The organism is Mariniflexile soesokkakense, from assembly GCF_039650365.1.
Lineage (GTDB): Bacteria > Bacteroidota > Bacteroidia > Flavobacteriales > Flavobacteriaceae > Mariniflexile > Mariniflexile soesokkakense.
This window is the reverse complement of the sequence record NZ_JAZHYP010000001.1, coordinates 485286-511811: the sequence shown is the minus strand read 5'-3', so window position 1 is coordinate 511811 and position 26526 is coordinate 485286. Positions and strand designations below refer to the sequence as shown.

Annotated in this window: 24 protein-coding genes; 15 read left to right on the top strand and 9 right to left on the bottom strand. The window is 32.7% G+C overall.

Annotated features, from left to right (window positions below; genetic code table 11):
* Nucleotides 1–179: 179 nt before the first annotated feature.
* Nucleotides 180–1481, top strand: coding sequence for a 30S ribosomal protein S12 methylthiotransferase RimO (rimO, locus tag VP395_RS02295; RefSeq protein WP_346240095.1), 1302 nt, complete (start codon nt 180–182; stop codon nt 1479–1481).
* Here the strand turns inward: rimO and ttcA are convergent.
* Nucleotides 1478–2272 (bottom strand): tRNA 2-thiocytidine(32) synthetase TtcA, encoded by a 795-nt coding sequence (ttcA, locus tag VP395_RS02290; RefSeq protein ID WP_346240094.1) that lies wholly within the window; start codon nt 2270–2272, stop codon nt 1478–1480. The two genes, rimO and ttcA, sit on opposite strands and share 4 nt — an antisense overlap.
* Nucleotides 2273–2428: 156 nt before the next feature.
* Nucleotides 2429–2803, bottom strand: a complete 375-nt coding sequence (locus VP395_RS02285; RefSeq protein ID WP_346240093.1) for a hypothetical protein — start codon at nt 2801–2803, stop codon at nt 2429–2431.
* 159 nt (nt 2804–2962) lie between these two features.
* Here VP395_RS02285 and VP395_RS02280 point away from each other — a divergent pair, with 159 nt between their 5' ends.
* Both VP395_RS02280 and VP395_RS02275 read left to right on the top strand, forming a co-directional pair.
* A complete protein-coding gene (locus VP395_RS02280) occupies nt 2963–3649 on the top strand; it encodes a peptidoglycan DD-metalloendopeptidase family protein (RefSeq protein ID WP_346240092.1) in 687 nt (228 codons plus the stop codon).
* A 137-nt stretch (nt 3650–3786) separates the two neighbouring features.
* Nucleotides 3787–4032, top strand: coding sequence for a hypothetical protein (locus VP395_RS02275; protein WP_346240091.1), 246 nt, complete (start codon nt 3787–3789; stop codon nt 4030–4032).
* A 123-nt stretch (nt 4033–4155) separates the two neighbouring features.
* Here the strand turns inward: VP395_RS02275 and ygiD are convergent, their stop codons facing one another.
* Together ygiD and VP395_RS02265 are read right to left on the bottom strand one after the other, a co-directional pair.
* A complete protein-coding gene (ygiD, locus tag VP395_RS02270; RefSeq protein ID WP_346240090.1) occupies nt 4156–4986 on the bottom strand; it encodes a 4,5-DOPA-extradiol-dioxygenase in 831 nt (276 codons plus the stop codon).
* Nucleotides 4987–5046: 60 nt separating this feature from the next.
* Nucleotides 5047–5889, bottom strand: a complete 843-nt coding sequence (locus VP395_RS02265; RefSeq protein ID WP_346240089.1) for an SDR family oxidoreductase — start codon at nt 5887–5889, stop codon at nt 5047–5049.
* A gap of 160 nt (nt 5890–6049) precedes the next feature.
* Between VP395_RS02265 and VP395_RS02260 the strand changes: the two genes are divergently transcribed.
* Entirely contained in the window at nt 6050–6418 is a 369-nt protein-coding gene (locus VP395_RS02260; RefSeq protein WP_346240088.1) for a winged helix-turn-helix transcriptional regulator, read from the top strand.
* 58 nt (nt 6419–6476) lie between these two features.
* Here VP395_RS02260 and secA read toward each other — a convergent pair whose 3' ends face one another.
* The 5 genes from secA to VP395_RS02235 form a co-directional block, all read right to left on the bottom strand.
* A complete protein-coding gene (gene secA / locus VP395_RS02255) occupies nt 6477–9830 on the bottom strand; it encodes a preprotein translocase subunit SecA (protein ID WP_346240087.1) in 3354 nt (1117 codons plus the stop codon).
* 165 nt (nt 9831–9995) lie between these two features.
* Nucleotides 9996–10217, bottom strand: a complete 222-nt coding sequence (locus tag VP395_RS02250; RefSeq protein WP_044638512.1) for a DUF2795 domain-containing protein — start codon at nt 10215–10217, stop codon at nt 9996–9998.
* A gap of 303 nt (nt 10218–10520) precedes the next feature.
* Nucleotides 10521–11093, bottom strand: a complete 573-nt coding sequence (locus VP395_RS02245; protein ID WP_346240085.1) for a cob(I)yrinic acid a,c-diamide adenosyltransferase — start codon at nt 11091–11093, stop codon at nt 10521–10523.
* Nucleotides 11094–11313: 220 nt separating this feature from the next.
* A complete protein-coding gene (locus VP395_RS02240; protein ID WP_346240084.1) occupies nt 11314–12111 on the bottom strand; it encodes an O-methyltransferase in 798 nt (265 codons plus the stop codon).
* 115 nt (nt 12112–12226) lie between these two features.
* A complete protein-coding gene (locus VP395_RS02235) occupies nt 12227–14089 on the bottom strand; it encodes an ABC-F family ATP-binding cassette domain-containing protein (protein WP_346240083.1) in 1863 nt (620 codons plus the stop codon).
* A 103-nt stretch (nt 14090–14192) separates the two neighbouring features.
* Between VP395_RS02235 and VP395_RS02230 the strand changes: the two genes are divergently transcribed.
* From VP395_RS02230 to VP395_RS02180, 11 genes are all read left to right on the top strand, one after another.
* Nucleotides 14193–14981 (top strand): polysaccharide biosynthesis/export family protein, encoded by a 789-nt coding sequence (locus VP395_RS02230; protein ID WP_346240082.1) that lies wholly within the window; start codon nt 14193–14195, stop codon nt 14979–14981.
* Nucleotides 14982–14990: 9 nt separating this feature from the next.
* Nucleotides 14991–17456, top strand: coding sequence for a polysaccharide biosynthesis tyrosine autokinase (locus VP395_RS02225; RefSeq protein ID WP_346240081.1), 2466 nt, complete (start codon nt 14991–14993; stop codon nt 17454–17456).
* A gap of 40 nt (nt 17457–17496) precedes the next feature.
* Nucleotides 17497–18285, top strand: a complete 789-nt coding sequence (gene cysQ, locus VP395_RS02220) for a 3'(2'),5'-bisphosphate nucleotidase CysQ (protein ID WP_346240080.1) — start codon at nt 17497–17499, stop codon at nt 18283–18285.
* A 30-nt stretch (nt 18286–18315) separates the two neighbouring features.
* Entirely contained in the window at nt 18316–19161 is an 846-nt protein-coding gene (locus VP395_RS02215) for an ABC transporter permease (RefSeq protein WP_346240079.1), read from the top strand.
* 1 nt (nt 19162) lies between these two features.
* Nucleotides 19163–20398 (top strand): ABC transporter ATP-binding protein, encoded by a 1236-nt coding sequence (locus VP395_RS02210; protein WP_346240078.1) that lies wholly within the window; start codon nt 19163–19165, stop codon nt 20396–20398.
* Entirely contained in the window at nt 20391–21287 is an 897-nt protein-coding gene (locus VP395_RS02205) for a class I SAM-dependent methyltransferase (protein ID WP_346240077.1), read from the top strand. The genes VP395_RS02210 and VP395_RS02205 overlap by 8 nt, the downstream gene beginning before the upstream one ends.
* 13 nt (nt 21288–21300) lie before the next feature.
* Nucleotides 21301–22023 carry a class I SAM-dependent methyltransferase gene (locus VP395_RS02200; protein ID WP_346240076.1) on the top strand — a complete coding sequence of 241 codons (723 nt, stop codon included), beginning with the start codon at nt 21301–21303 and terminating at the stop codon, nt 22021–22023.
* A gap of 9 nt (nt 22024–22032) precedes the next feature.
* On the top strand, nt 22033–23253 hold the full coding sequence (locus VP395_RS02195) for a polysaccharide pyruvyl transferase family protein (RefSeq protein WP_346240075.1): 1221 nt from the start codon (nt 22033–22035) through the stop codon (nt 23251–23253).
* Entirely contained in the window at nt 23246–24133 is an 888-nt protein-coding gene (locus VP395_RS02190) for a hypothetical protein (RefSeq protein ID WP_346240074.1), read from the top strand. The genes VP395_RS02195 and VP395_RS02190 overlap by 8 nt, the downstream gene beginning before the upstream one ends.
* A gap of 166 nt (nt 24134–24299) precedes the next feature.
* Nucleotides 24300–25430 (top strand): glycosyltransferase, encoded by a 1131-nt coding sequence (locus VP395_RS02185; protein WP_346240073.1) that lies wholly within the window; start codon nt 24300–24302, stop codon nt 25428–25430.
* Nucleotides 25423–26439 carry a glycosyltransferase family 2 protein gene (locus tag VP395_RS02180; protein ID WP_346240071.1) on the top strand — a complete coding sequence of 339 codons (1017 nt, stop codon included), beginning with the start codon at nt 25423–25425 and terminating at the stop codon, nt 26437–26439. Before VP395_RS02185 ends, VP395_RS02180 begins: the two co-directional genes overlap by 8 nt.
* Nucleotides 26440–26526 lie beyond the last annotated feature (87 nt).

Sequence of the window (26526 nt, the reverse complement as noted above, 5' to 3'; positions counted from 1 at the left end):
TTAATAATAGGACATTCAAATATATGAAAGCTTTAACAAAAAGGATTAAAAGTTGAATGTAAAACAGTTGCAAATTGTTTTATGTGAATAATGAACTTAGAATTTAACAATTCTAAAATTGTAATTCTAAAATCGTTAATCCACAATCATTCCGTATCTTTGCACACTTAAATTTTGGTATGAGAACGAAATCGCTTAAAAAGAATAAGATTAATGTAGTAACGCTAGGTTGTAGTAAAAATGTTTACGACAGTGAAGTGTTAATGGGGCAATTAAAAGCCAGTGGGAAAGATGTTGTTCATGAGGAAGAAGGTAACATTGTTGTAATTAATACCTGCGGATTTATTAATAATGCCAAAGAGGAAAGCATCAATACCATTTTGGAATTTATGCAGAAAAAGGAAGATGGAGAAGTAGATAAAGTATTTGTGACAGGTTGCTTAAGTGAGCGCTATAAACCCGATTTGCAAAAAGAAATTCCAGATGTTGATGCTTATTTTGGCACAACCGAATTGCCAGGTTTATTGAAGGCCTTGGGAGCCGATTATAAACACGAATTGATTGGCGAGCGATTAACTACCACACCAAAAAATTATGCCTATTTAAAAATAGCTGAAGGTTGCGATCGCCCTTGTAGCTTTTGTGCCATTCCATTAATGCGTGGGAAACATAAAAGTACCCCGATTGAAGACGTGGTTATTGAAGCTGAAAAATTAGCAGCCAAAGGTGTTAAAGAACTGATTTTAATTGCACAAGATTTAACCTATTACGGTTTAGACTTATATAAAAAACGTAACCTTGCCGAATTACTGGAGGCTTTGGTAAAAGTTAAAGGCATCGAGTGGATTCGTTTGCATTATGCCTTCCCAACAGGGTTTCCAATGGATGTTTTGGAAGTTATGAACCGCGAACCTAAAATTTGTAATTATTTAGATATTCCGTTGCAACATATTTCAGATGCTATTTTGAAAAGTATGCGTCGTGGAACTACCAAAGAAAAAACCACACAGTTACTTAAAGATTTTAGAGCTGCCGTGCCTAATATGACCATTAGAACCACACTTATTGTTGGTTATCCAGGAGAAACGGAGGAAGATTATCAAATTCTAAAAGAATGGGTCAAGGATATGCGTTTTGAACGTTTGGGTTGTTTTACCTATTCTCACGAAGAAAACACCCATGCTTATAATTTAGAAGATGATGTGCCAGAAGAAGTAAAACAGGCACGTGCCAACGAGATTATGGAAATTCAATCTCAGATTTCTTGGGAATTGAACCAAGCAAAAATAGGAGAGATCTTTAAAGTGGTTATCGACAGGAAAGAAGGTAATTATTTTGTGGGACGTACCGAATTTGATTCGCCAGATGTTGATAACGAAGTTTTAATTGATGCCAGCAAAACCTATATGAAAACAGGTGAGTTTGCTACCGTTAAAATTACCGAAGCAGCAGATTTTGATTTGTTCGCAGACGTTGTTTAAAACAAAGCGTCGTTAGAAACCATATCTTGAAGCAACGAAAAGTTGTAAATTTTACGATCTAATAAGTGAGAAGGTGATACGTTTTGTAGTGCATTCATCATAACAGACGTTCTATCAGGGAAATCAGTTTCCCAATTGGCTATCATTTCTTTAACTTTTTTGCGTTGTAAATTTTCTTGAGAACCGCATAAATTGCATGGGATTATAGGAAAATTCATGTATTGCGAATACACCTCAATGTCTTCTTCTTTGCATAAGGCCAAAGGTCTTAATATCACCAAATCGCCTGCATCGTTTTTAAACTTTGGAGGCATGGTTTCTAATTTTCCAGCAAAAAAGAAGTTTAGTAAAAAAGTTTCTACAATATCGTTTCTATGGTGCCCTAACGCCAGTTTGTTGCAATTTAAGTTTTTGGCGGCTTCGTATAAAGTGCCACGGCGTAATCTGGAGCAAAGGCTACAAGTTGTTTTGCCTTCGGGGGTTTTTTCCATGACCACCTTATAGGTGTTTTTTTCTATAATTTTATAATTTACACCTAACTTACTTAAATAATTAGGTAATACTTCCATAGGAAAACCAGGTTGTTTTTGGTCTAGATTAACAGCAATAATTTCAAAAGAGATAGGAGCCACTTTTTGAAAGTGGAGTAGCATGTTTAACATGGTGTAGCTATCTTTTCCTCCAGATAGGCAAACCATAATGCGATCGCCATCTGCTATCATCGAAAATTGTTCTAAAGCCTCACCCGTAGACCGATGCAATTTTTTTGTAATCTGTTCTAAATTCTCCATGGGAGCAAAAGTACTATTTTAATGCGTTTGAATACATACTTTTATGGTGACTCGTTAAATTTTGAAGATTTCTTAGCTGTAATGTATAGAAAAAGAATTTTGTGGTTTTGAAACTAGTAAAGCTATTTCAATTTGTATGATAGTTGTTATTTGAATTTAATTCACCCATTTAGTTAAAAACTGTTGTAATTTATTAAACTTTGAGTGGTAGAAAGTAAACCATACCAATACCCAAAATAGCAAACCTAAAAAGAAAAACATACCTGCTTTAGTATCGTAAATTGAGATTATAAGGCTTAAAATGCCACCTATAATTACATTAAGCACGATTGCATTTTTAATACTTGAAGGAATAATTCCTGTTAAAAAATTCCAACCTTTTAATTTATTTGTCATTACAACATTTTCAGGATTAGAAAAATCGACTAAAACTTTCTGCGAAAATTCCATATCAACAATCAACGCATTGTCACGTCGTTCGTAATTGTAATCAAACTTTTTTAAAAAATCTTCAGCAGTTTCAAGTTTCATAATTCAATACTTTGGTTATCCTATAAAAATAAAGTTTCTTTCACTATTGATAATTATTTGAATGTTAACATATTGTAATGCTTTATTAATGGTTTTTAGAACTATTTTGTATTGTGGAAGATTTACCTAACTTTCTTACTTTTGGTAAAACCTTTTTTCGTGTATCCAAATACTTTTTCTGAATTCCTTTTTAAGCTTAACGGTACACCACTTCGTGTGCTAGATCCTTCTATTGATAATTCAAATTATATTGCTTTGGATTTGTCAGAAGATAACGAAGCACTGCAAATGGTTGATGTGTCTTCATCATCTAAATTAGAAAACTATATAACAAATCATATAAAAAAACACAATGCACTCGTTGCTTTTGGAGGTTATAATGAAAACCGAAATATTTATAAGCGCAGTAATTATTTTAACTTAGAAACTGCTAAAGAACGTAATATCCATATAGGAATGGATTTGTGGTACGATGCCCATTCGCCTGTATTTACACCATTGGATGCTACTGTACATAGTTTTAAAAACAATATTAATTATGGTGATTACGGACCTACCATTATTTTAAAGCATCACATAAATAATGTGGATTTTTATACACTTTACGGTCATTTAAATTTGGCATCTATTGAAAACTTAAAAGTGAATCAATTTATAAAACAAGGTGAACTATTAGGATTATTGGGTGATGCCAGTGTAAATGGCGATTATCCACCGCATTTACATTTTCAAATTATAAAAGATTTACAAGGTTTTAAGGGTGATTACCCTGGAGTTTGTAATAAGGCTGATTTAGATTTTTATTTAGAGAATTGCCCCAACCCGAATTTGTTATTGAAGTTATAGTTTCATAAAGTTTGTTAATGCTTATTGAATATCAGAATCAAAAATGGTAATTCTATAACACAAATTAAAATTGATGTAATTTATTTAATTGCAGCTGGTTGTACCTTGCGCTTATATTAATCTAAATAAACATGAAGATGAAAAAAAGAACATTAATACTCGGAAATTTTATAAGTTTTGCCATTTTCGCCACGATTATATTATTAGCTTTTACAAGTTGTAGAGAAGAGAAAGCAAAAACGGAAACCGTTGTTATAGAAAAACAAGTTGAGGCTCCTAAAGCTGAAGAAAACGATGGAACATCTCTTAAAGTTGATGGTGATGGCGTTGAGTTTTCTACTAAAGACGGAAAGAAAAAAACAGAGATAACCATTAAAGATTAGGGTGGTTATAGAGATTTTTTAAACAAAAAAGCCGACATGATTGTTGGTTTTTTTCTTTAAAAAATAGATTGTTTTTTTTTGATTTCTATTGCTAATTATATAGATAACACAATGTCTTGGAAATTAATCAGAATCAATTTTAAGCGAAGTCATTGTAAGTGAGCCACCAACGGGTTTATCGTTAAAAATAGTAACGGTTTCGTTTTTTTCTTTTAAAGCTAAGGTGTATATGAGAGGTAAATAATGCTCTGGTGTTGGTATGGCCAAATCAAATGCTTTTCCCTCATCCCTAAAGCGAATTAGATTTTGATGTTTATCATTTAAAATATATTGTTTCATCTTTTCATTAGCTTCAGATGCCCAATCGAAAGCAAAAGTATCATTTAGTTTGTTCCAAGCCACAAGCCTTAAATTATGCACCATGTTGCCACTACCAATGATAAGCACGCCTTTTTGCCTTAAACTTGCTAGTTCTTTAGCCAGTTCATAATGGTATTGTGGTGGTTTAGAATAGTCAATACTCATTTGAATAACAGGAATATTGGCATTAGGATACAGGTGTTTAATAACACTCCAAGCACCGTGATCCAATCCCCATTTATCATCTAGTTCCACATTTGTTTTAGTAATTATACTTCTAGTTTCTTTAGCTAATTCAGGGCTGCCTGGAGCTGGGTATTGTACATCAAACAAGGCTTGTGGAAACCCTCCAAAATCATGAATGGTTGGTGGATTTTGCATAGCGGTTACAAACGTGCCATTAGTTTCCCAATGTGCAGATATGCATAGTATGGCGTTTGGTTTTGCAAGATCTTTGCCCAATTGCCTGAAAGATGCAACAAATTCGTTTTCTTCAATAGCATTCATGGGGCTACCATGTCCTAAAAACAATACAGGCATTTTCTTTGTATTGCTTAAGGTTGAGACTATTTTATTTAAATCTTTTAAAGTCATACTCAAACGTATTGTAGCAATAATACTAACAATTTTAGAAAATTTATTTGAAAAACCTAATTACAAAGCGTCATGTATGGAGATTTCCAGTGCGGTTGTAGGCCTTCCTATTAAGGTAGATAATTTACGATTATTATCAAATAAATCATTTTTAGAAGCAGATATATCCCAACTTGCTAAACCTTTAGCTAGTATTTCAGGTAGACCAGCCTGTAATAAAATATTAGAATAAGTGTCTTCAGGTAAATTGTTATAAGGAATATCTTTTCCTGTTTGTTTTGATATTTCTTTAGCTAAATCTGTTAAAGTATAGCTGTTGTCTCCTGCTAGCTCAAATGTTTGCCCTTTATTTTGGTCATTTGTAATTACCACGGCTAGGGCTTCTGCATAATCCAATCGTGCTGCCGAAGAAATTTTACCGTTTCCCGCACTACCTATAAAAGCACCGTTTTTAATGGCACTAGGTACGGATGCGGTATAGTTTTCTGTATACCATCCATTGCGTAAAATGGTATAATCAATATTCGAAGCTTTTAATTCTTGTTCTGTTGCTAAATGTTCTCCAGCTAAATTTACTGAAGACGTGTCTGCCTTAAGAAGACTTGTGTAAACAATCCAGTTAACATTTGATTTTTTGGCTGCTTCTATTACATTTTTATGCTGACGGGTTCTTTGGCCTATTTCATTAGCAGAAATAAACACCAAACGATCAATATCTTTTAATCCTTTTTCTAGGATTTTTGGGTTATCATAATCAAACTCGCGAGTTTCAATTTCTAAATCCTTAGCTTTTTCAGTGGAACGTACCAAAGCAACAAGATGATTATTATGTTCTCTTTTTTTAAGTTCGTTTACTACTAATCTGCCTAATTGACCGGTAGCGCCTGTTATTCCTATTTTCATAGTATTTGTTTGTTATAGTTTCTATTGTATATTTGATGATTAAAAGTTTTTAACTTACTTTTAGTTAGTTAAATATAGTGATTAAGTATCTTTAAAACAAGAGGTTACAAATATGTGACTAGCTAACGTTTAGGTTAGTTTTATTGAAAATCAATGTATTATGAAAAAAGAAATTGAAAATAAATATACAGAACCCTCAGATTGTCCGGTTAGAAATGTTCTAGATCGTATAGGTGATAAATGGTCTATGTTGGTACTGTTACTTTTAGAAGAAAAAGGCTTATTGCGTTTTAATGAAATAGATAAACATATTGTAAGCATTTCTCAAAAAATGCTTTCGGTGACTTTAAAAGGTTTGGAGGCCGATGGTTTGGTGAAACGAACCATTTATCCGCAGGTGCCACCAAAAGTAGAGTATGAATTAACAGAACTAGGTCAAAGCTTAATACCACATTTAAATACTTTGGTAGGCTGGGCCAAAGCGAATATGCAAAAGATAGAAACTTCTAGATTGCAGTATCAAAATTAAAAAATCCCGATAGCTGCCTATCGGGATTTTTATTGATAAATTATTGTTAGCGTGTTGTTTAATCTTCAACGATTACCCAGTCGCCTTTGGCTAAAAGCGGTTCCGCTTGTTTGTATTTAAGCGTTTTATTTTCACCAGTAATAACTTGTTTGATAGTTACTTGGTCATTACGCCCAATTTTTGGTTTATCGCGCACAATAGTTTCAACTACTTGTTGCTGGCGCTGGGTATTTCCTGCAGCCCTACTTTGTGCCGAACGCTCATCTAAATTAGGTATTTCGTCTTTTTGCACATTTAGCTTTTCTTGTTTGCGCTCTCTAGCTTCATGGATGGTGTTTTGTGTTTCTTGAGGTAACTCCCCTTTAAATAAGAATGAAATTACATCTTTGTTTACTTCATCAATCATGGCTTTAAACAATTCAAAAGCTTCAAACTTATAAATAAGTAACGGATCTTTTTGTTCGTGTACGGCTAATTGCACCGATTGTTTCAACTCGTCCATTTTACGTAAATGGGTTTTCCAAGCATCATCAATAATGGCAAGTGTGATATTTTTTTCAAAATCGGTAATTAATTGTTTACCGTTGGTTTGGTAAGCTTTTTCAAGATCGGTAACTACATTTAAGGTTTTAATGCCATCGGTAAAAGGTACCACGATACGTTTGAATTTATCACGTTGCGTTTCATATACATTTTTAATAACAGGGAATGCGATATCTGCATTGCGTGCCATTTTTTCTTTGTAATGATCGAACGCTGCACGGTATATTTTACCAGTAATTTCTTGTGCAGAAAGTTTTCCGAATTCCACTTCAGTAATAGGCGAACTCATAGAGAAATAACGAATCAATTCAAATTCGAAATTTTTAAAGTCGTTGGCAGTCTTGTTAGTTTCAACGATGCCTTCAGACGTATCAAAAATCATATTTGCTAAATCCACACGAAGACGCTCCCCGAATAAGGCATGATGGCGACGTTTGTAAACCACTTCACGTTGTGCATTCATAACATCATCGTACTCCAATAAACGCTTACGAACCCCAAAGTTGTTTTCTTCTACTTTTTTCTGGGCACGCTCAATAGATTTTGAAATCATGGAATGCTGAATCACTTCACCTTCCTTCAAGCCCATGCGATCCATCATTTTAGCAATACGTTCGCTACCAAACAAGCGCATCAAGTTATCTTCTAACGATACATAGAATTGCGAACTACCAACATCTCCCTGACGACCTGCACGACCACGTAACTGGCGGTCTACACGACGTGAATCATGGCGCTCTGTACCCACAATGGCCAAACCTCCGGCTTTTTTAACTTCGTCGCTTAATTTAATATCGGTACCACGACCCGCCATATTGGTGGCGATGGTTACTTGTCCTGTTTTACCTGCTTGATCTACAATTTCAGCTTCTTTTTTATGCTGTTTCGCATTTAATACGTTGTGCGGAATTTTACGAATGGTAAGCATTTTACCAAGTAACTCACTAATTTCAACCGAAGTTGTACCAATAAGTACTGGCCTACCTGCTTGTGAAAGTGCTGTTACATCATCAATAACCGCATTGTATTTTTCACGTTTTGTTTTATAAACTAAATCTTCTTTATCGTTTCTAGCAATGGGTTTGTTTGTTGGAATCTCAACAACATCCAATTTGTAAATTTCCCAAAACTCACCAGCTTCAGTTACCGCAGTACCCGTCATACCAGACAATTTGCGGTACATTCTAAAATAATTTTGAAGTGTTACAGTAGCAAAAGTTTGGGTAGCATCTTCAATTTTTACATTTTCTTTAGCTTCAATGGCTTGGTGCAATCCGTCAGAATAACGACGACCATCCATAATACGTCCCGTTTGCTCATCAACAATCATCACTTTATTATCCATGACCACATATTGAATGTCTTTTTCAAACAAAGCGTAGGCTTTGAGCAGTTGATTAAGTGTGTGGATACGTTCCGATTTCACACCAAAATCTTTATATAATTCTTCTTTTAATTTAGCTTCTTCCGCTAAAGGTAAATTTTGGTTTTCAATTTTAGCAATTTCAATACCTATTTCTGGCATGATGAAGAAATCGGGATTGTCTTTTCCAGAAAGGTATTCAACACCTTTATCTGTCAATTCAATTTGATTGTTTTTTTCTTCAATTACATAGTATAATTCGGCATCAACCTGTGGCATTTCACGGTTGTTGTCCTGCATGTAGAAGTTTTCGGTTTTTTGAAGCAGTTGTTTTACGCCTTCTTCACTTAAAAACTTAATAAGCGCTTTGTTTTTAGGCATCCCACGATACACACGTAGTAATTGGAAACCACCTTCTTTAGTATCGCCAGCAGTGATTAATTTTTTAGCCTCTGCCAAAACACCTGTTAAATATTTGCGTTGTACCGCAACAATATCATCAACTTTAGGCTTCAATTCGTTAAATTCATGGCGTTCTCCTAACGGAATAGGGCCCGATATAATTAAGGGTGTACGTGCATCATCAACCAATACTGAATCCACCTCATCCACAATAGCGTAATGGTGTGGGCGTTGTACTAAATCGTTTGGCGAGTGTGCCATATTATCACGCAAGTAATCGAAACCAAACTCATTGTTGGTACCGTAAGTAATATCGGCATTGTATGCTTTTTTACGAGCTTCACTATTTGGCTGGTGGTAATCAATACAATCAATAGTCAATCCATGAAACTGAAAAATGGGTGCCATCCACGCGCTATCACGTTTTGCTAAATAATCATTTACGGTTACCAAATGCACGCCTTTTCCAGCAAGCGCATTTAAGTACATAGGAAGGGTTGCTACCAAAGTTTTACCTTCACCCGTTTGCATTTCGGCAATTTTACCTTGGTGCATGGCAATACCACCAATAAGCTGTACATCGTAATGCACCATATCCCAAGTAATGGGTTTCCCAGCTGCATCCCAAGAGTTAGACCAAATGGCTTTTTCGTTATCTAGAGTAACATAATCTTTATTGCCCGATAATTCTCTATCGTAAGTATTTGCTGTTACTGTAATTGTAGTGTTGTTTTTAAAACGTTTTGCGGTTTCTTTAACCACCGCAAAAGCTTCGGGTAAAATGTCATTTAAAACATCTTCGGTCGTTTTGTAAGCGTCATCCTTTAGTTTGTCAATATCTTGATAGATATCTTCTCGTCTATCAATATCTTCCGTATTTTCAGCTTCTTCTAGTAGTTTAGCAATTTGGTCGTTTATAGGCTGAATGGCTTGAGCTATACTTGCCTTAAATTGTGCTGTTTTTGCTCTTAATTCATCATGCGATAATCCTTCCAAAGCACTTTCAAAGGCTTTAATTTTACTAACAATAGGGGTGATGGCCTTCACATCTTGTTTCGATTTGTCGCCAACAAATACTTTAAGTACAGAATTTAAAAAACTCATGTTATATATATTATATGTTAACTAGGGATTTCCTAGTGGTAAATTATATTGTTTTTGGTTGCTTTTTAAAAGCAATCAAAGATACATTTTGTTATATGTTTTATAAAGATTTAAGCCAAAAAAAAAGCCTCAAACCGAGACTTTTTAACTTTTCTTTATGCTTTATTAATATTCATCCTCATTCCAAAGGTAGTCTTCATCTGTTGGATAATCAGACCAAATTTCGTCAATAGAGTCGTAGGCATCGCCTTCGTCTTCAATAGACTGTAAGTTTTCAACAACCTCCAAAGGAGCACCAGTTCTAATAGCGTAATCTATCAACTCGTCTTTTGTTGCTGGCCAAGGCGCATCACTTAAATACGATGCTAATTCTAAAGTCCAATACATTTTTTATGCGTTTTAATTTTGTGCAAAAATAATTTTTTAGTTTAAACACACAAGAAAAAAATGAATTATTTAATTATTATTTTCAAGAACGTGTAGTTTTCAATTGCAACCACCTTAAATTAAGTGTTTTAATTTGGGCTTTACCAAAGGGTCGGGCTTTTATTCGTGAGTTTCTATTTCAAATCAATGAGCTCATGAACATAAATGTTTAGCGCTACACGGTAGCTTGCTTCAATCCCTAACGCAAATCACTTTTTTATGAAAAAATCACTGTTTCTCGAAATGTAAACATTTCTTCAAAGCTTAGCGCTTTTCAGGAATCCACTTAATTTCGTTTGCCTGCAAGTCGTAAGTCAACTTTCGTGCCAATACAAAAAGATAGTCAGAAAGACGGTTTAAGTATATTAATGTGTTGGGGTCAACCACTTCAATGTCATTAAGTGCTGTAGCTAAACGTTCGGCTCTACGGCACACACAACGCGCAATATGACAGAATGACACCGTTTGATGACCACCAGGAAGCACAAAATGCGTCATAGGTGGTATAGCCTCATTCATGGTATCCATTTCCTGCTCCAAACGTTTAATATCTCCATTGGAAATTTTAGGAATGTTCAGTCGTTCTTTTCCATTTTTTAAAATAGCTTTTTCAGGGTCGGTTGCCAAAATAGCCCCAACGGTAAATAATCTATCTTGAATTTGTGTAAGAATATCTTTGTAGTGAGAATCCATATTTTGGTCACGAATTAATCCTAAATGTGAATTTAATTCATCAACCGTTCCGTAGCTTTCAATTCTAATATGGTGTTTTGGTACACGCGTACCGCCAAATAACGCGGTGGTACCTGTATCGCCTGTTTTTGTGTAAATTTTCATAACAACAAATTTAGAAGTTAAATATTAAAAGTTGAAAGTTTTTGCAACGAATTCACCAATAATCATTTCACTGGGGCACAGTGAATATTTTTTAATCTTCGCGTTTTTTTTCTCCTTTTTCTGTATTGAAGTTTTTGCTCGTTATTTTATTGTTTTTTTAAATAGTAAAAACATTCAAATGAGGTATTTAAAAAGTTAATGATTTTATTACATAAAACAGCTAAACTCTAATTATAAAATGCTCTTTAGCTTGTTCTTTTCTTAAAAACACAAATCCCCAAAAGAAGGTATCAATGGTTACGGTTACTTGTGGGTGTTGTTTGATGGTTTCCCAAGCTTCAGTCATTTCTTTCGACCAGTATATGTCATCAAAAATAAAAACAGAATCGTTGTGAGCTGTTTGTAAAAGCGTTTCAAAATAACTTAATGTAGCTTCTTTTTGATGGTTCCCATCGAAGAAAATGAGGTTGTAGGTTTTGGATTTTAGGTTTTGGATTTCTTCATTAAAATTCCCCGTAATTAAATTGATGTTGTTTAATTGATGCTTTTCAAAATTAGCTTTTGTGAAATTAGAAATGTTCGGGCAACCTTCAATAGAAGTGATGGATGCTTCCGGGTTTGCTAGACTCATAGCATGTGTTGCTATACCGAGGGAAGTTCCTAATTCTAATATGGAATTTGGTTTAAAATAAGCGACAAGTCGGTATAAAAGTTTAGCTCTTTTGTTGGTAGTTCCAGCGTTTTCAGCAATTTCAGAAATGAAGCGTTCCCGTTGTTTAGTCGCATGAGAGCCTATACCTAAATCGTTTACTGAAATTTTATTTTTATTTTGAAGGAGCTGATTTTTATATGCTGAAATGGTTTTATACTCTTCATGTTTTGAACGATTGTAAAAACATTTGGTTACCAAGCTATAAACAAACGGGGAGTGCACACCATGTTGGTTGGTGGATTTTAAAAGGAATTTTATGTATGATTTAATTTGATACAATAAAGTCTCAAAGTTTCTAAGTTTCAAAGCCACAGAGTTTTAATGTTTTGTAGGTTTATATGTTTAGAGAAAAAAATAGGTCTTAGTCTCTTTGTAGCTTAGCTAATCAGGTACTTTGCAACTTTGTGACTTCTTTGCAATGTCATTCTTCCAATTTTTCCTGCAACTCCATCCAACGCATTTCTTTTGCTTCCAAGTCATCAATAATTTTCTGTAATGCTTTTGAGAGTTTGTTTATTTCATCGGGCGATAAATCTGGATTGTTAAACTTTGCTTCCAATTCCTTTTTGTCAAACGCTAAAGAGTTTAATTTACTTTCAATATTTTTAAGTTCTTTTTCTTCGTTGTAAGACAGCTTATTGTCCTCGGTTTTTTTCCAGGCTTTTTTATCCTTTTTGTCTTCTGAAGCAATTGAAACAACGGGTTGGCTGTCTTCATACACTCTATAATCGGTATAATTTCCAGGAAAATCTTCAATGTCACCTTCGCCTTTAAACACAAAAAGATGGTCGATCACTTTATCCATAAAGTAACGGTCATGCGATACCACAATCACACATCCAGGGAAATCCATCAAGAAACTTTCCAATACATTTAGAGTTACAATATCTAAATCGTTGGTTGGCTCATCTAGAATTAAAAAGTTTGGATTTTGAATTAAAACCGTACATAAATACAAGCGTTTGCGTTCGCCACCACTTAGTTTTTCAACAAAATCGTATTGTTTTTTTCTACTGAATAAGAAGCGTTCCAGTAATTGCTGAGCAGAAATTTGACGTCCTTTTTTTAGTGGAATGTAATCACCAAATTCCCGTATTACATCAATAACCTTTTGCTCTGGTTTTATGGCGATGCCGTTTTGGGTGTAGTAACCAAACTTAACGGTTTCACCTAAAATAACCTTTCCAGAATCGGGTTGTGTGGTTTGTGTTAAAAGATTTAAAAAAGTGGTTTTTCCTGTACCATTTTTTCCAATAATACCAACACGTTCGCCGTTTTTAAAAAGGTATTCAAAACCATCAAGTATTACTTTGTCTTTAAAGGATTTTGACACTTTATGAAACTCCACCACTTTACTGCCTAAACGTTCCATGTTGAGTTCTAATTGAACTTCGTGGTCGTTTCTGCGTTGGCTGGCACGGTGTTTTATGTCGTGAAAATCGTCTATACGTGATTTCGATTTTGTGGTACGTGCTTTAGGTTGGCGGCGCATCCATTCCAACTCCTTTTTAAAAAGTTGTTTTGCTTTGCCGGTTTCTACTTCGGTTTGTTCAATTCTGGCTTCTCGTTTTTCCAGATAATATGAGTAGTTGCCTTTGTAGCTGTAAAGCTGCCCTTCATCTAATTCAATAATTTCATTGCATACACGTTCTAAAAAGTAACGGTCATGCGTTACCATAAAAAGGGTGATGTTTTCTTTGGCGAAAAAGGCTTCTAGCCATTCAATCATTTCTAAATCTAAATGGTTGGTCGGCTCATCAAGAATTAATAAATCGGGCTTGTTTATTAAGGCATTCGCCAGTGATAAACGTTTTTTCTGACCTCCAGAAAGCGAAGAAACTTTTTGATTTAAATCTTCTAACTTTAATTTGAAAAGTATTTGTTTGTATTGTGTTTCAAAATCCCATGCTTGGTATTGTTCCATTTGTTCGAAAGCTTTTTGATAAGCTTCGGCATCGTCAGAATTTAAAAGGGCATGTTCGTAATTTTGAATGACTTTTAAAATAGGGTTATCACTAGCAAAAATAGTTTCTTCAACGGTTAAGTTTTTATCCAATTTTGGGTCTTGTGATAAAAACGAAACCACAATGCCATTTCTATAGGTTATGTTGCCAGAATCAGCTTCATCATCACCAGAAATAATATTTAAGATAGAGGTTTTGCCAGTCCCATTTTTTGCTACAAAAGCAATTTTTTGGTCTTTGTGTATACTAAAAGAAATGTTTTCAAAAAGCGTTAGCTCTCCGTAAGATTTCGATATATTTTCAACAGTTAAATAATTCAAAAGGCTATTTTTTATGCAAAGAACGTATAAAAAACCAAAAATTCAGTGATAAGTTTCATTGTTCATTTTGAAAAGTTATATTTGTGATAAATCAATTAGCCCTATGATGAAACAAACATTCTTGTTTATTTGTGTGTCAATCAGTGTTTTATGTTCTTCGTGTATCACCAATAAAGATGTTGTTTATTTACAAGATAAAGGTACTGTTAAACTAGATTCTTTGTCAATAAAAGAATTATCGAAACCTTACAGAGTTCAAGTTAACGATATTTTAAGCATTAATGTAAAGGCTTTAGATAATGAGCTTACGGCTATTTTTAATCCTGTTGAAGGTGCTTCTAACAGTGGTCAAGGTGGTTTGTACTTTAGCGGTTTTACTGTTGATTTACATGGAAACATTAAATTTCCCATTTTGGGAGAGATTAATGTTTTAGGCTTTACCATTCAAGAAATAGAAAAAAAAGTAAAAAGTGAGTTGTTAGCACAATACTTTAAAGAATCGGCAGAATTGTTTGTAACAGTTAAACTTGCAGGATTAAAATATACAACTATAGGAGAGGTTGGTACGGGTGTACACACGCTTTTTCAAGACAGGGTAAATATTATTGAAGCTTTGGCAAATGCAGGTGATATTTCCTTAACGGGAGATAGAAAAGATGTTTTGGTAATACGGCAATACCCAGACGGTCAAAAAATACACCATATTGATTTAACTGATATTGCCGCTATGCAATCCCCTTTTTATTATATTCAACCAAATGACATCATTTTGGTTAAACCACTAAAAAGAAAAGTGTTAGGTGCGGGACAAACAGCTATTCAAAACATAACAACAGTATCATCCATCCTTGCAGTATTGGTGTCTACTTATTTTTTAGTTAAAAACATATAAGCTTTTAATATGAATGATGAATTTGAAGTATCGGAATCGCAATTTCAAACTGCATTTGATTTTAAAGCTTTTCTATATAGAGCTTTAAGCTATTGGAAACTGTATATACTTTTTATAGGAATTGGTGTATTCATAGTATATCAACAAAACATAAGGAAACAACAATCGTATCGATTAAGTACACAAATTTCAATTGAGGAAGAATCAAATCCGCTATTTACATCAACCACCAGTTTAACATTTAACTGGGGAGGTGTATCAGGAAAGGTGCAAACCATGATGACATCTTTAGGTTCGCGCTCTATACATGAAAAAGTAGTCGATAATCTTCAGTTCTATGTGTCTTATTTAAAGCAATCTCGTTTTAGAAAAGACGATATTTATAAAGATGCCCCTTTTAGGCTTAAGCTAGTTCCAAACACCAATCAGGTTTTAAATATTCCGGTTAAAATTGTTTTTTTAGATAAGAACACCTATGAATTAACCTTCAATTTCGAGACCAATGTTGTTAGAGCACAAAACTTTACAAGCAAAGAAAGACTTAATATAGATGTGCCTGTTCAAGAACTTAAAATGCAATTTGCTTTGGGTGAAACGGTCATATTACCTTATTTTAATGGCACTATTGAATTAGCAGAAAAAAGAATAGCAAATGCTGGCGATGAGTATTATATACAATTTAGCGATTTTGATGCGGTTGTTGCTAATTATAAAAATAGATTAGCCATCGATAACCCGAGAAATTCCGCCATATTAAATTTAAGTATGGTAGATGTGAATACAGGTAAAATTGTAGATTATTTGAATGAAACCGTTCAAGTTTTAAGCGAAGACCAATTAAATAGAAAAAACCAATTTGTTACCAATACCATTAATTTTATAGATGCGCAGTTAGAAAGAGTACGGGCCCAACTTACCTTAAATGCCGATTCCTTAAATAATTATAGAGAGCAAAATAAGATTTATAGTCTAGATGGTGAAAGCGCAGTTGTAAATAATAAGCTAACAAGTTTAGAATTAGAAAAGGATAACATGAATAGAAAACTGGCATATTATGCCAGTTTAAAAACCTATTTAGAAACGAGCAATAGCTTTACAGAAGTTCCTGCGCCATCAATTGCGGGAATAGACGAAGGTAACATTCTGTCAAATATTGGGCAGATTAACCAATTATCTGTACAGAAATCAAAGTATGAATCTACTGTAAGAAAAGATGCGTTGATTTTTGATGACCTGAATAGGCAGATAGAAGGTATAAAAACCGTACTTCTAGAAAATATAAGTACTGCAACCAACGGTATAAAAAGAGAATTGCAAAATGTAAATTCTAAAATAGCTACCGCTGAATCTGAAATAAGGAGGCTTCCTAAAGCACAACAAAAATTATTGGGTATAAAAAGACAATATGCCTTAAGCGAGCAAACGTATAACGTATTTTTAGCAAAACGAGGAGAAGCTGACATTATAAAATCAGCAAGTGTTTCAGATGTTGTTATAATAGATACAGCAAAAGATACAGGTGCCATTCCCATAGATTTAAAATTGAGTTCCAGGTATTTGTTTGCGGTTGTAGGAGGGTTGTTAATTCCTTTGTTAGCAGCATTTTTAATTACTTTTTTTGATAAAAAAATACATAGTCCTCAGATTTTAGAGAATTTATCTAAAATTCCCCTGTTAGGTGTGGTTGGTAAAAGTAGTTTAGAGAGTAATTTAATAGTGCATTTTAAACCAAAGTCGGTTGTAGCAGAATCCTTTAGGGGCATCAGGTCTAGTTTACAATATATGTACAGCAAACGAAATCCTGAGGGTTCAAAAACAGTTATGGTTACCTCGTCTGTAAGTGGCGAAGGGAAAACGTTTTGTTCTATAAACATAGCCACTGTTTTTGCCTTGAGTGGTAAAAAAACGGTGTTGGTAGGATTGGATTTAAGAAAACCGAAAATTTTCGGCGATTTTGAAATTAAGAATGATATAGGAGCAGTTAATTATTTAATAGGACAAAAAAGTGTAGAAGAAATTGTACAGCAAACCAATGTGCCTAACTTAGACGTAATAACATCTGGTCCTGTGCCGCCTAACCCATCGGAGTTGTTAATAGGCGAAAAAACAGATGCTTTAATGGCCACACTTAAGGAAACCTATGATTTTATAGTGTTAGATACGCCTCCAATTGGTTTGGTGGCAGATGCTTTTGAATTGTTAAAATATACAGATGCTACTATTTATGTAGTTAGACAAGATTATACCGAAAAGGGTATGCTAAACCTTATTAACGATAAGTATGATAAAGGCGAAGTTAAAAATATAAGTTTCCTATATAATTATTACGACCAAAAAGGAAAATATGGCTATGGTTACGGCTATGGCTATGGTTACGGCTATGGCTACGGGCATTATGCCAATGGGTATCATGAAGATGAGGAATCTAAAAAAGGGTTGATGGGTAAATTAAAAAAGATATTTAAAAAAGGTTAATTACTTAAAAGTTTTTGATGTTTTTTTAATTGAATACACAATGAATACATTGCTTATAACAGCCATAAAAGGCGCTATTCATGCAGGGGCAGAAATAATGAAAATTTATTCTGAAGGTTTTAAGTTCACTTTAAAACAGGATAATTCGCCATTAACAATCGCTGATGAACGTGCCAATGCGGTTATAAATGCTTATTTAGAAAAAACAGCAATTCCTATTATTAGTGAGGAGAATAAACGAGTGTCATTTGCCGTTCGGAAACATTGGGATACGTGTTGGATGGTAGACCCATTGGATGGAACCAAAGAATTTATAAAGAGAAATGGTGAATTTACCGTAAACATAGCGCTTATAAAAAACAACACACCTGTATTAGGTGTTATTTATGTTCCTGTAACAAAAATGCTATATTACGCGATAGTATCTAATAATAAAGCATATAAATGTGAATTAAATTCACATGAGTTTACAGAAAGTATCTTTCATAATAGTAGAGAATTAGTGCCTCAAAAGGAAGAAAACAATCAAATAAAAATAGTTGGTAGTCGTTCCCATAAAAGTGATGAAACCGATACATTTATTAAAAACTTAAAATTAGAAGGTAAAGGCATTCTCTTGTTTTCTAAAGGAAGTTCTTTAAAGTTTTGCTTAGTAGCCGAAGGTGAGGCTAATATCTACCCTAGATTTGCCCCAACCATGGAATGGGATACGGCTGCAGGACATGCCATTTGCAACGCCGTAGGCTTAGAAGTGGCCCAAGTAAATAAAAAAGAAGCATTAGTATACAATAAAGAAAATTTGTTAAACCCATATTTTATAGTTAGATAAAGGAAATGATAAAACATTTAAAAAATTAAAATGCAGCTTGAAACCAGAATATATCAAAAAGAAAATAACTTGAAAATTGGCAAATTACTTAAAGATTCTGCTAAAGATTTTTTTGATTCTCACTTTTTGGCAAAACAGTTAGCAACTAGGGATATAAAAGCGCAATACAGACAATCGTACTTGGGCATTATTTGGGCATTTATTTCCCCTATTTCTTCTGCTTTTGTTTGGATTTTTTTAAGTGCTACTGGTACGATAAAACTTAATGACACAGGTGTACCATACCCTATATATGTGTTCTCAGGAACTTTAATATGGTCTATTATTACAGAAGCTATTAACTTACCATCAAGTAATACCAATGCAGCCAGAGGTATCTTAACAAAAATTAATTTTCCAAAGGAAGCCTTGGTGTTATCAGGTATTTACAAGCTGCTTTTTAATAGTTCTATAAAAATAGGACTGTTAATAACTTTAATTTTTGCATTTGGTGTTGGGTTTCATTGGTCTTTGTTGCTATTTCCGTTTGCTATTCTGGCAGCCATTTTGTTTGGTACCACCATTGGGTTGTTTTTTACACCCATAAGTCTTATTTACACCGATATTGCTAAAATAATTAGCATGGGGTTAAGTTTACTCATGTATATAACACCGGTAGTTTATGCGATTCCTGAAGATGGACTTATGAAAATGGTTATGGAGTTAAACCCTTTTACGTCGTTAATTTTAACAGCAAGAGATCTGGCTTTAGGGAGTACGCCTGAATATTTGAATTATTTCTGTGGTGTTTTTGCTGTTAGTGCGTTATTGTTTTTTATAGGCTTGTTGTTTTACCGAATTTCAATTCCAATTATTGTAGAACGTTTAAGTGCTTAGGATGGAAGAAAAAGAAGTATTGATAAAAGTAGAAGGCTTAAGTAAAAAATTCTGTAAAGATTTAAAAACAAGCTTGTGGTATGGTGTGCAAGATCTAGTTTCAAACATACGAGGTAATAAAAACGAAAGATTGTTGCGAGACAAAGAGTTTTGGGCAGTAAAAGATATTAATTTTGAATTGCGCCGTGGCGAATGTTTAGGCTTGATTGGGCATAATGGAGCCGGAAAATCAACTTTACTTAAAATACTAAATGGCTTAATTAATCCTGATGCAGGTAAAGTAACTATAAAAGGCAGGGTTGGTGCACTTATAGAATTAGGTGCAGGGTTTAATCCCATATTGAGTGGGCGTGAAAACATTTACAACAATGCTGCGGTTTTGGGTTTCTCCAAAAAGGAAATTGAGGCTAAAGTTGAAGAAATTATAGATTTTTCTGAAATACGCGAGTTTATCGATATGCCTGTGCAAAACTACAGTAGTGGTATGAAAGTCCGCTTGGGTTTTGCCATAGCGGCACAAATGGAACCTGATGTATTGATTATTGATGAGGTGCTAGCGGTAGGAGATGTGGGTTTTAGGATAAAATGCTTGAACAGAATATCAGACTTATTGAATAATTGTGCTGTAATATTAGTTTCGCATTCAATGCCTCAAATAGCTCGAATTTGTACTAATGGATTATTGTTGCATAACGGACAAGAAAGATTAATAACCAATAGCATAGGAGAGCTTGTTGAACAATATTACAAGGTGTTTACAGATAATTATAAATCCAACGAAATTAATCCGTTTGGAATAGATATTTACGATATTAAAGCTAATGGATTGGATGTAGGTGATAATGAATTGGCATTGAATTTGAAAAAAGGGGAAGATTTAGAACTTAGTTTTACTTTCAAATGTCCATTGGATATAAAGGAATTTTCCATTCATTTACCCATAACAGATGAACAGATGATTCATGTAGCATTAACATCTTCTTTGGAAAATATAGGAGTTAGTTTAAATCATGGTGATGATATCTATGTAAAATGTAAAATTCCAAGTTCTTTTACTAATGGAAAATTCTACGTGGGCATTACAATAATAGAAACAAAAGGAGGCCCAAATCATTTTAATATTGGGAAAATCTTATATAAAAAAGAAAATTGTTTTAAGTTTTATGTAAGAGAATCACCTTTGACAACATCTGTTCCAATTATATTAAACTCTAATTTCACCGTAGAATATGAATAAATGTTCCCTTTGCGAATCTAATAATAATGAATTGCTTTATACAAATTCAAGAGGTAACAAGTATCTTGAAAACTATGTTTGCGATAATTGTGGTTTTATTTATACTTTTCCACGTATTTCAAATGAAGAAATTGGCAATTTGTATTTAGAAGGTGGTTTTTCTAAAGAGGCAAGAAAATCACATGAACCAGACTTAAACAAATTTATACAAACCGAAAGTTGGGCATTGGAAAGATTACATCTATTAGAGCAAAAGTTGCCAACTTTTTTTTTGAACACAAAAACTTGTTTGGAAATAGGATGTGGAACAGGCAGTTTTTTATGGTTGCTTAAAAGTAGAGGACATTTGGTAAAAGGTATTGAGCCTGATTCTCAGTTTGTAAATGTTGCGATTAAAAGATATGATATAGATGTAGAAACTGTACTTTTTGACAATTTCAGTGATTCACAATTATATGATTTTATATGTAACTTTCATGTCATTGAGCACGTTCTAGATCCTCGGGAATTTGTGAAAAACATATATCAAAGATTGAAAAACAATGGTTGTATTCTTATTGAGTGTCCAACAATTGATGACATATATACTAATGATTTAAATACTTTCTTTTGGGACGTACATGTTAATACCTTTTCAAACAAAAGTCTTCCTTGGCTTTTAGAAAGTGAAGGTTTTACAGTAAATGAAATTTTCATGAATAGGGGATTTGTTTGCATAATAGCATCAAAAGGAGTTGAAAAAAGGTTTGAGTCAGATAGTAAAGAAAGGGTTTTAGAAATAGTGAAAAAATTTAAAGTATCACAAAACAAAAATAATATTAATAAAAGTGTGTTTGGTAAAATCAAAAGTAGGCTGAAACTAATTTTGTTAAAATTAAAAGAATTTTAATTCTAAATTTAATATGGAAAAAAGAATACAACTGTTAGGTGTAGAGTTTCAAATAAAAATTAAAAAGTATATAAAGAAAACAACTTCTAATAAAGTATTAACTGTTGTTGATAATGCAAAATTAAATTTTGGGCCAGGACCTAATTGGAAAAAACCTAATAAAGAATGGTTAAGTGTAGATGTGGAGCCTGATTTGGGAGATATAATAATTAATTTTAAAGATTTTGAAAAGCTTCCGCTTAAAGATAATTCTATAGAGTGTGTATATGGCTCCCATGTTTTTGAACACATGAGCATATTTACAACTCCAAAGATTTTTAGAGAAGTATATAGAGTTTTAAAAAAAGATGGTGTTTTTAGGTTAATTCTTCCAGATGCCGAGAAAAGTATTAAGGAATATTTGGATGGTAACAAGGAATTCTTGTTATTTAAAAGAAGGAAAGAGCGAGCAATGGCTAATTATAGTCGAGATTACACGATTTTTGAGTGTTTAAAGGAAGATTTTTTATCTGCTAGTGCGCAAACGAATTTATTAGGCGAAAATTCATTAGCACATCAAAATGCGTGGGATTTTGAAACAATAAAATCAGATTTAATATTAGCAGGCTTTCATGATAATAAAGTCAAAAAAATGGGCTTTAAAAATAGTCAAGTTGATTATTTTTCTTTTGAAGGGGCATACCCATCTGAAGCAAATGAGGATTATCGTTCTTTATATGTCGAAGCAATTAAATAATTGTAGATTATGGTAAAGCTATTAAAAAGAGGTTTAAAAAAAATAAAGCAGCTAGTTAAGCCATTTATAAAGAAGCAGGTGAAACGAATTCAACAAAAAGAGAAGTTACCTCAAATAACAAACTATACTGATAGTAGGAGCGCATTATCCCTATATCATGTGTCTGCATTTGATTATGGAAATGCAGGCGATGTATTATTACCTATTGTATTACAAGACACTTGGCAAAATGGAGTAGGTAAAATAAATTGGGAGAATCAACAAATTCATCCTGCTGTAGATTTTGATTTAGTAACCAAAATAAACAATTCAAATGGATTAGTTATAGGTGGTGGTGGTCTATTCTTAAAAGATACTAATGCAAACGATATAAGTGGTTGGCAGTGGCCATGTTCGACAGAAATGCTAGCTAAAATTAAAGTGCCAATAGTTTTTTATGCTGTTGGTTATAACCGTTTTAGGGGGCAAGACGAATTTGAGCCGTTTTTTAAAGACAACATCCAGGCATTTGCCGAAAAAGCAGTATATATAGGATTGCGAAATTCTGGGAGTATAAATGCTCTTAAAAATTATTTGCCAGAAGCTTTACATAAAAAGTTACGCTTTCAACCATGCATGACTACTTTTATATCACGCTTATATGATAAAGACTTTGATTTTGATACAAAAGAGAACTTTATAGCTTTTAATGCTGCTTTTGATAGGTCGCATCTGCGATTTGGAGAAAATATCGGTAGCATATTATCTGATACGACTAAAGTATTAAAAGAACTTTCAGTAATAATGCCTATCAAATTTTATAGTCATATACCATCAGATGAGGCTATTTTGCCTTTTTTGCAAAGTTATAATGTGCCATATGAGTTAGTAAAGCTAAATAAAAAACACCCTAAGACCATTATAGAGGCTTATGCTAAACCTAAGTTAGTAATAGGTATGCGGGGACATGCTCAAATGATTCCTTTTGGCTGTAAAACACCTATAATTTCTATTGTTTCTCATAATAAAATGCAATGGTTTTTAGATGACATAGACAAACCAGAATGGGGTGTAGATGTATTGTCTAGCACTTATATGGAAGATTTGAAATTAAAGGTTTTAGATTCTCTTGCAAATACAAAAGATAATATTTCTTTCATAACTGAAAAGCAAAAAGAGTTATATGAGGTTTCGTTGAGGAACGTAAGTGATGGAATTGCTGCGATTAAGTTGAAAAATGCTTATGAATAAACAATTTCCAAATCCAGAAGAGTGGATAGTTGTTTTAGGTTCAGGAGCTAGTATTAATTATTTACCTAAAAATCTTAAAAAATGGACTAACAAAACACGGGCAAGAATCGCTATAAATAAATATGGAGCATTTTATGAAAAAGCGGGTATAATTCCGACGGATATTTATTTTCATGATTTTCATGATAAAACATCTGAGTATTTTTTTTACAAGACGATTAATCGGACTAAGAATACAGCAACGACCTATTATGTTTCTCCGGTAACTAAAGATTTTATAACTAAATCATTTTTTTATTTTATTTATTTATTTTTAAGGTATTTAATAATCTTGAATAAGTCTTTTTTTGAAAAAGTAAGCAGAAGAACGGTAAAACCATTCAGTAAAAAAAGCCACGATAGGATAAGGGCTTATTTGTATGATTCTAAGGAGAGAAAGCCTTTATTACTTAATAAACATAATAAGGTTTATTATATCAAGGTGCATTATTTATGGGATCTTGATAATACATGGGCAAATACTCTCAATGAAGAATTATTTCATTTTAGAGGTAGTTTGACAAGTGTCTTGAATTTAGTATCTATAAAGTATCCGAAGTTAAATATATTAATGTTAGGTGTTGATTTGAATACTAAGGAATATTTTTTTGATGAAGAACTTGAAGCCTTATTTACAAAGACAGGATTAGGATACGATTGGTCTCAATCTTTTATGAATAATTCGGGTAAACATTACTCAGCTGCTGTCGACAGTGGAGTGACAATTTTTGATCGCTTTGATTATGTTGTTGATTGTCTACATAAATCCGAAAATCAAATTTTTGCTTATCCTAATGAAAATGTTGCAATATTTAATGGCTTGGTTGATTCATTTGAATAAAATTTAGCTGAAGTTAATTTTTTCAGGTTGTATATTTATAATGCAAAATATAGAAATGTTATTATATAAAAAAGCCTATGAATTGTCTAGTAAATATTTAAAATTGCAAAATGAGATTAAAAAAATTCTTCTCAAATTAAAAACATTTTAAAGTAGACTTTATACTATGAAATTAATCTTCATAACCCATGAAACTTCTAGAACTGGTGCACCCATGGTGTTACTACATTTTTTGCGTTGGTTAAAAGCGAATAAAAGTGATTTGAATTTAACACTTCTTTCATTAAAAAAAGGGGAGTTGTATGAGGATTTTAAACAAGTGGTAAACGAATATTTTGATTTGTCAGAATTAAAAGAAAAAAAGACAGCTTTAAAAAGGCTGTCAGGTAAATTAATTAAAGTAAAAGATAAGCAAGATGCTTTAATTGAACAACTTCGTTTAAATAGTTATGATATTATTTATTCAAACACTATTTTATCTATTGCTTATGGTAGTAAAATAAAAAGCAAAAATTCAAAACATATTGCTCATATTCATGAATTGAATGTTATTATTAAAGAGGCAACTCCTAATTTTAATAAAGATATCATTGAAGTAGATCATTTTATTGCAGCATCGGAACTCGTAAAGCAAAATTTAATATTAAATTGGTCTATAAATAAAACTTGTATTACTAGAGTGTATGAATGTTCTACGGTTAATTATAATGTGCTAATTCAAAATAATGATTCAAGAGTATTTCATGTTGGAGGTTCTGGAGTTGTTCATTGGCGAAAAGGGAGCGATATATTTATTCAAGTTGCAAGATATATTAAAACACACTACCCTAACTTATCAATACAGTTTACTTGGGTTGGCGATATATCTCATAAGGAAAAACTTATAAATGACGAGGATATAAGAAAAATGGGAATAGAAAGTCTTATTTCATTTGTAGGACAGCAAACCAATCCACAAGATTATTATAACAGTTTTGATTTGTTTTTAATGACTTCTCGTGAAGACCCTTTTCCTTTGGTGTGTATTGAAGTAGGTATGCTTGGTAAACCTATTATTTGTTTTGAGAACGCTACAGGAAGCGAAGAGATTATAAAAAAAGGTGGAGGAGTAATTGTGCCATATTTAAATATTGAAGCAATGGCAGAAAAAGTTGTTTATTATTTTAATAATCAACAGGTTTTAAAGGCTCATGGAGAAATTAACAAAATTGAATTTTCAAATTTTACTCCAGATATCATTTGTCCGGAATATTATAAAGTAATAGCTTATAAAAGAGGAATTGAGTACTTTGAATAAAATAGAACCCAATAAAAGTGAGGTGCCATTAATTTCAGTAATAGTACCAAATTATAATCACGAACTTTTTTTAAGGGAACGTTTAGATTCTATTTTTAATCAAACCTACCCTAATTTTGAGGTAATTTTATTGGATGATTGTAGTACAGATAATAGTCAATCTATATTGCTTGAATATGCTAAAAATCCAAACGTGAGCCATTGTATTTTAAATAAAACCAATTCAGGAAATACATTTATACAGTGGAATAAAGGGATGCATTTGGCTAAGGGTGAGATAATATGGATAGCAGAGACAGATGATTTTAATGATGCTCAATTTTTGGAAGAAGTAAGTAAACCATTAATTCATAATAGTGAAGTTGTTTTATCTTACTGTCAATCAAATCGGGTAAATGAAAAAGGGACCATCACAGGAAATTGGGAAAGTCACACGAATTGGTTAAGTAAAAATCAATTTGAAAATGATTTTATTTTAGACGGTAATTTATTTATTGAACACTATTTAATGTTTATAAATGTAATACCTAATGCTAGTGCGGTTTTAATGAAAAGAAAAGCATTATTGTCGTTAGGTTCTATAGAAAGCAAAAACGATTTAAAATATAGTGGCGATTGGTTGTTGTATATTAAACTTTTAGTTAATAATAAAATAGGATATGTTGCTAAAAGCTTAAATAATTTTAGATGTCATTCCAATAGTGTTATTGCTACTTTGGTTAGAAATGAAAAAAAAATATCTATTATTGATGCAAATCTTTTTTTTAGGTCTAAAATGTTACTTTATTTAAAAAGTAGCAAACCCACCAATTACGTTTCAATATTAAAAAATAACAGAAAGGTAATAAAGGAATTAAAGTATGAAAAAGCGAGTCTTTTATATGGCAATAATAAAAAGATTAATGGTTTTTTTGTCATGTTAAGTACATTTCCTTTTTTCTTAAATAAGTATAAATTGGTTAAAAAAAGTGTTTTAATATTTAATTCAATTGTTTCTAAATTTAAATAAAAACACAAAATAAGTAGCAAGTATAATTTTGATGATGTTTTTAGTTAAACCAATATTAAATTTGAAGTAATAACATAACAGCAACAT

Bases quoted from the DNA above. Each gene is read 5' to 3' on its own strand.
- rimO (WP_346240095.1), top strand. From the start codon at position 180: ATGAGAACGAAATCGCTTAAAAAGAATAAGATTAATGTAGTAACGCTA.
- ttcA (WP_346240094.1), bottom strand. From the start codon at position 2,272: ATGGAGAATTTAGAACAGATTACAAAAAAATTGCATCGGTCTACGGGT.
- VP395_RS02285 (WP_346240093.1), bottom strand. From the start codon at position 2,803: ATGAAACTTGAAACTGCTGAAGATTTTTTAAAAAAGTTTGATTACAAT.
- VP395_RS02275 (WP_346240091.1), top strand. From the start codon at position 3,787: ATGAAAAAAAGAACATTAATACTCGGAAATTTTATAAGTTTTGCCATT.
- ygiD (WP_346240090.1), bottom strand. From the start codon at position 4,986: ATGACTTTAAAAGATTTAAATAAAATAGTCTCAACCTTAAGCAATACA.
- VP395_RS02265 (WP_346240089.1), bottom strand. From the start codon at position 5,889: ATGAAAATAGGAATAACAGGCGCTACCGGTCAATTAGGCAGATTAGTA.
- VP395_RS02260 (WP_346240088.1), top strand. From the start codon at position 6,050: ATGAAAAAAGAAATTGAAAATAAATATACAGAACCCTCAGATTGTCCG.
- secA (WP_346240087.1), bottom strand. From the start codon at position 9,830: ATGAGTTTTTTAAATTCTGTACTTAAAGTATTTGTTGGCGACAAATCG.
- VP395_RS02250 (WP_044638512.1), bottom strand. From the start codon at position 10,217: ATGTATTGGACTTTAGAATTAGCATCGTATTTAAGTGATGCGCCTTGG.
- VP395_RS02245 (WP_346240085.1), bottom strand. From the start codon at position 11,093: ATGAAAATTTACACAAAAACAGGCGATACAGGTACCACCGCGTTATTT.
- VP395_RS02230 (WP_346240082.1), top strand. From the start codon at position 14,193: ATGATGAAACAAACATTCTTGTTTATTTGTGTGTCAATCAGTGTTTTA.
- VP395_RS02225 (WP_346240081.1), top strand. From the start codon at position 14,991: ATGAATGATGAATTTGAAGTATCGGAATCGCAATTTCAAACTGCATTT.
- cysQ (WP_346240080.1), top strand. From the start codon at position 17,497: ATGAATACATTGCTTATAACAGCCATAAAAGGCGCTATTCATGCAGGG.
- VP395_RS02215 (WP_346240079.1), top strand. From the start codon at position 18,316: ATGCAGCTTGAAACCAGAATATATCAAAAAGAAAATAACTTGAAAATT.
- VP395_RS02210 (WP_346240078.1), top strand. From the start codon at position 19,163: ATGGAAGAAAAAGAAGTATTGATAAAAGTAGAAGGCTTAAGTAAAAAA.
- VP395_RS02205 (WP_346240077.1), top strand. From the start codon at position 20,391: ATGAATAAATGTTCCCTTTGCGAATCTAATAATAATGAATTGCTTTAT.
- VP395_RS02200 (WP_346240076.1), top strand. From the start codon at position 21,301: ATGGAAAAAAGAATACAACTGTTAGGTGTAGAGTTTCAAATAAAAATT.
- VP395_RS02195 (WP_346240075.1), top strand. From the start codon at position 22,033: ATGGTAAAGCTATTAAAAAGAGGTTTAAAAAAAATAAAGCAGCTAGTT.
- VP395_RS02190 (WP_346240074.1), top strand. From the start codon at position 23,246: ATGAATAAACAATTTCCAAATCCAGAAGAGTGGATAGTTGTTTTAGGT.
- VP395_RS02185 (WP_346240073.1), top strand. From the start codon at position 24,300: ATGAAATTAATCTTCATAACCCATGAAACTTCTAGAACTGGTGCACCC.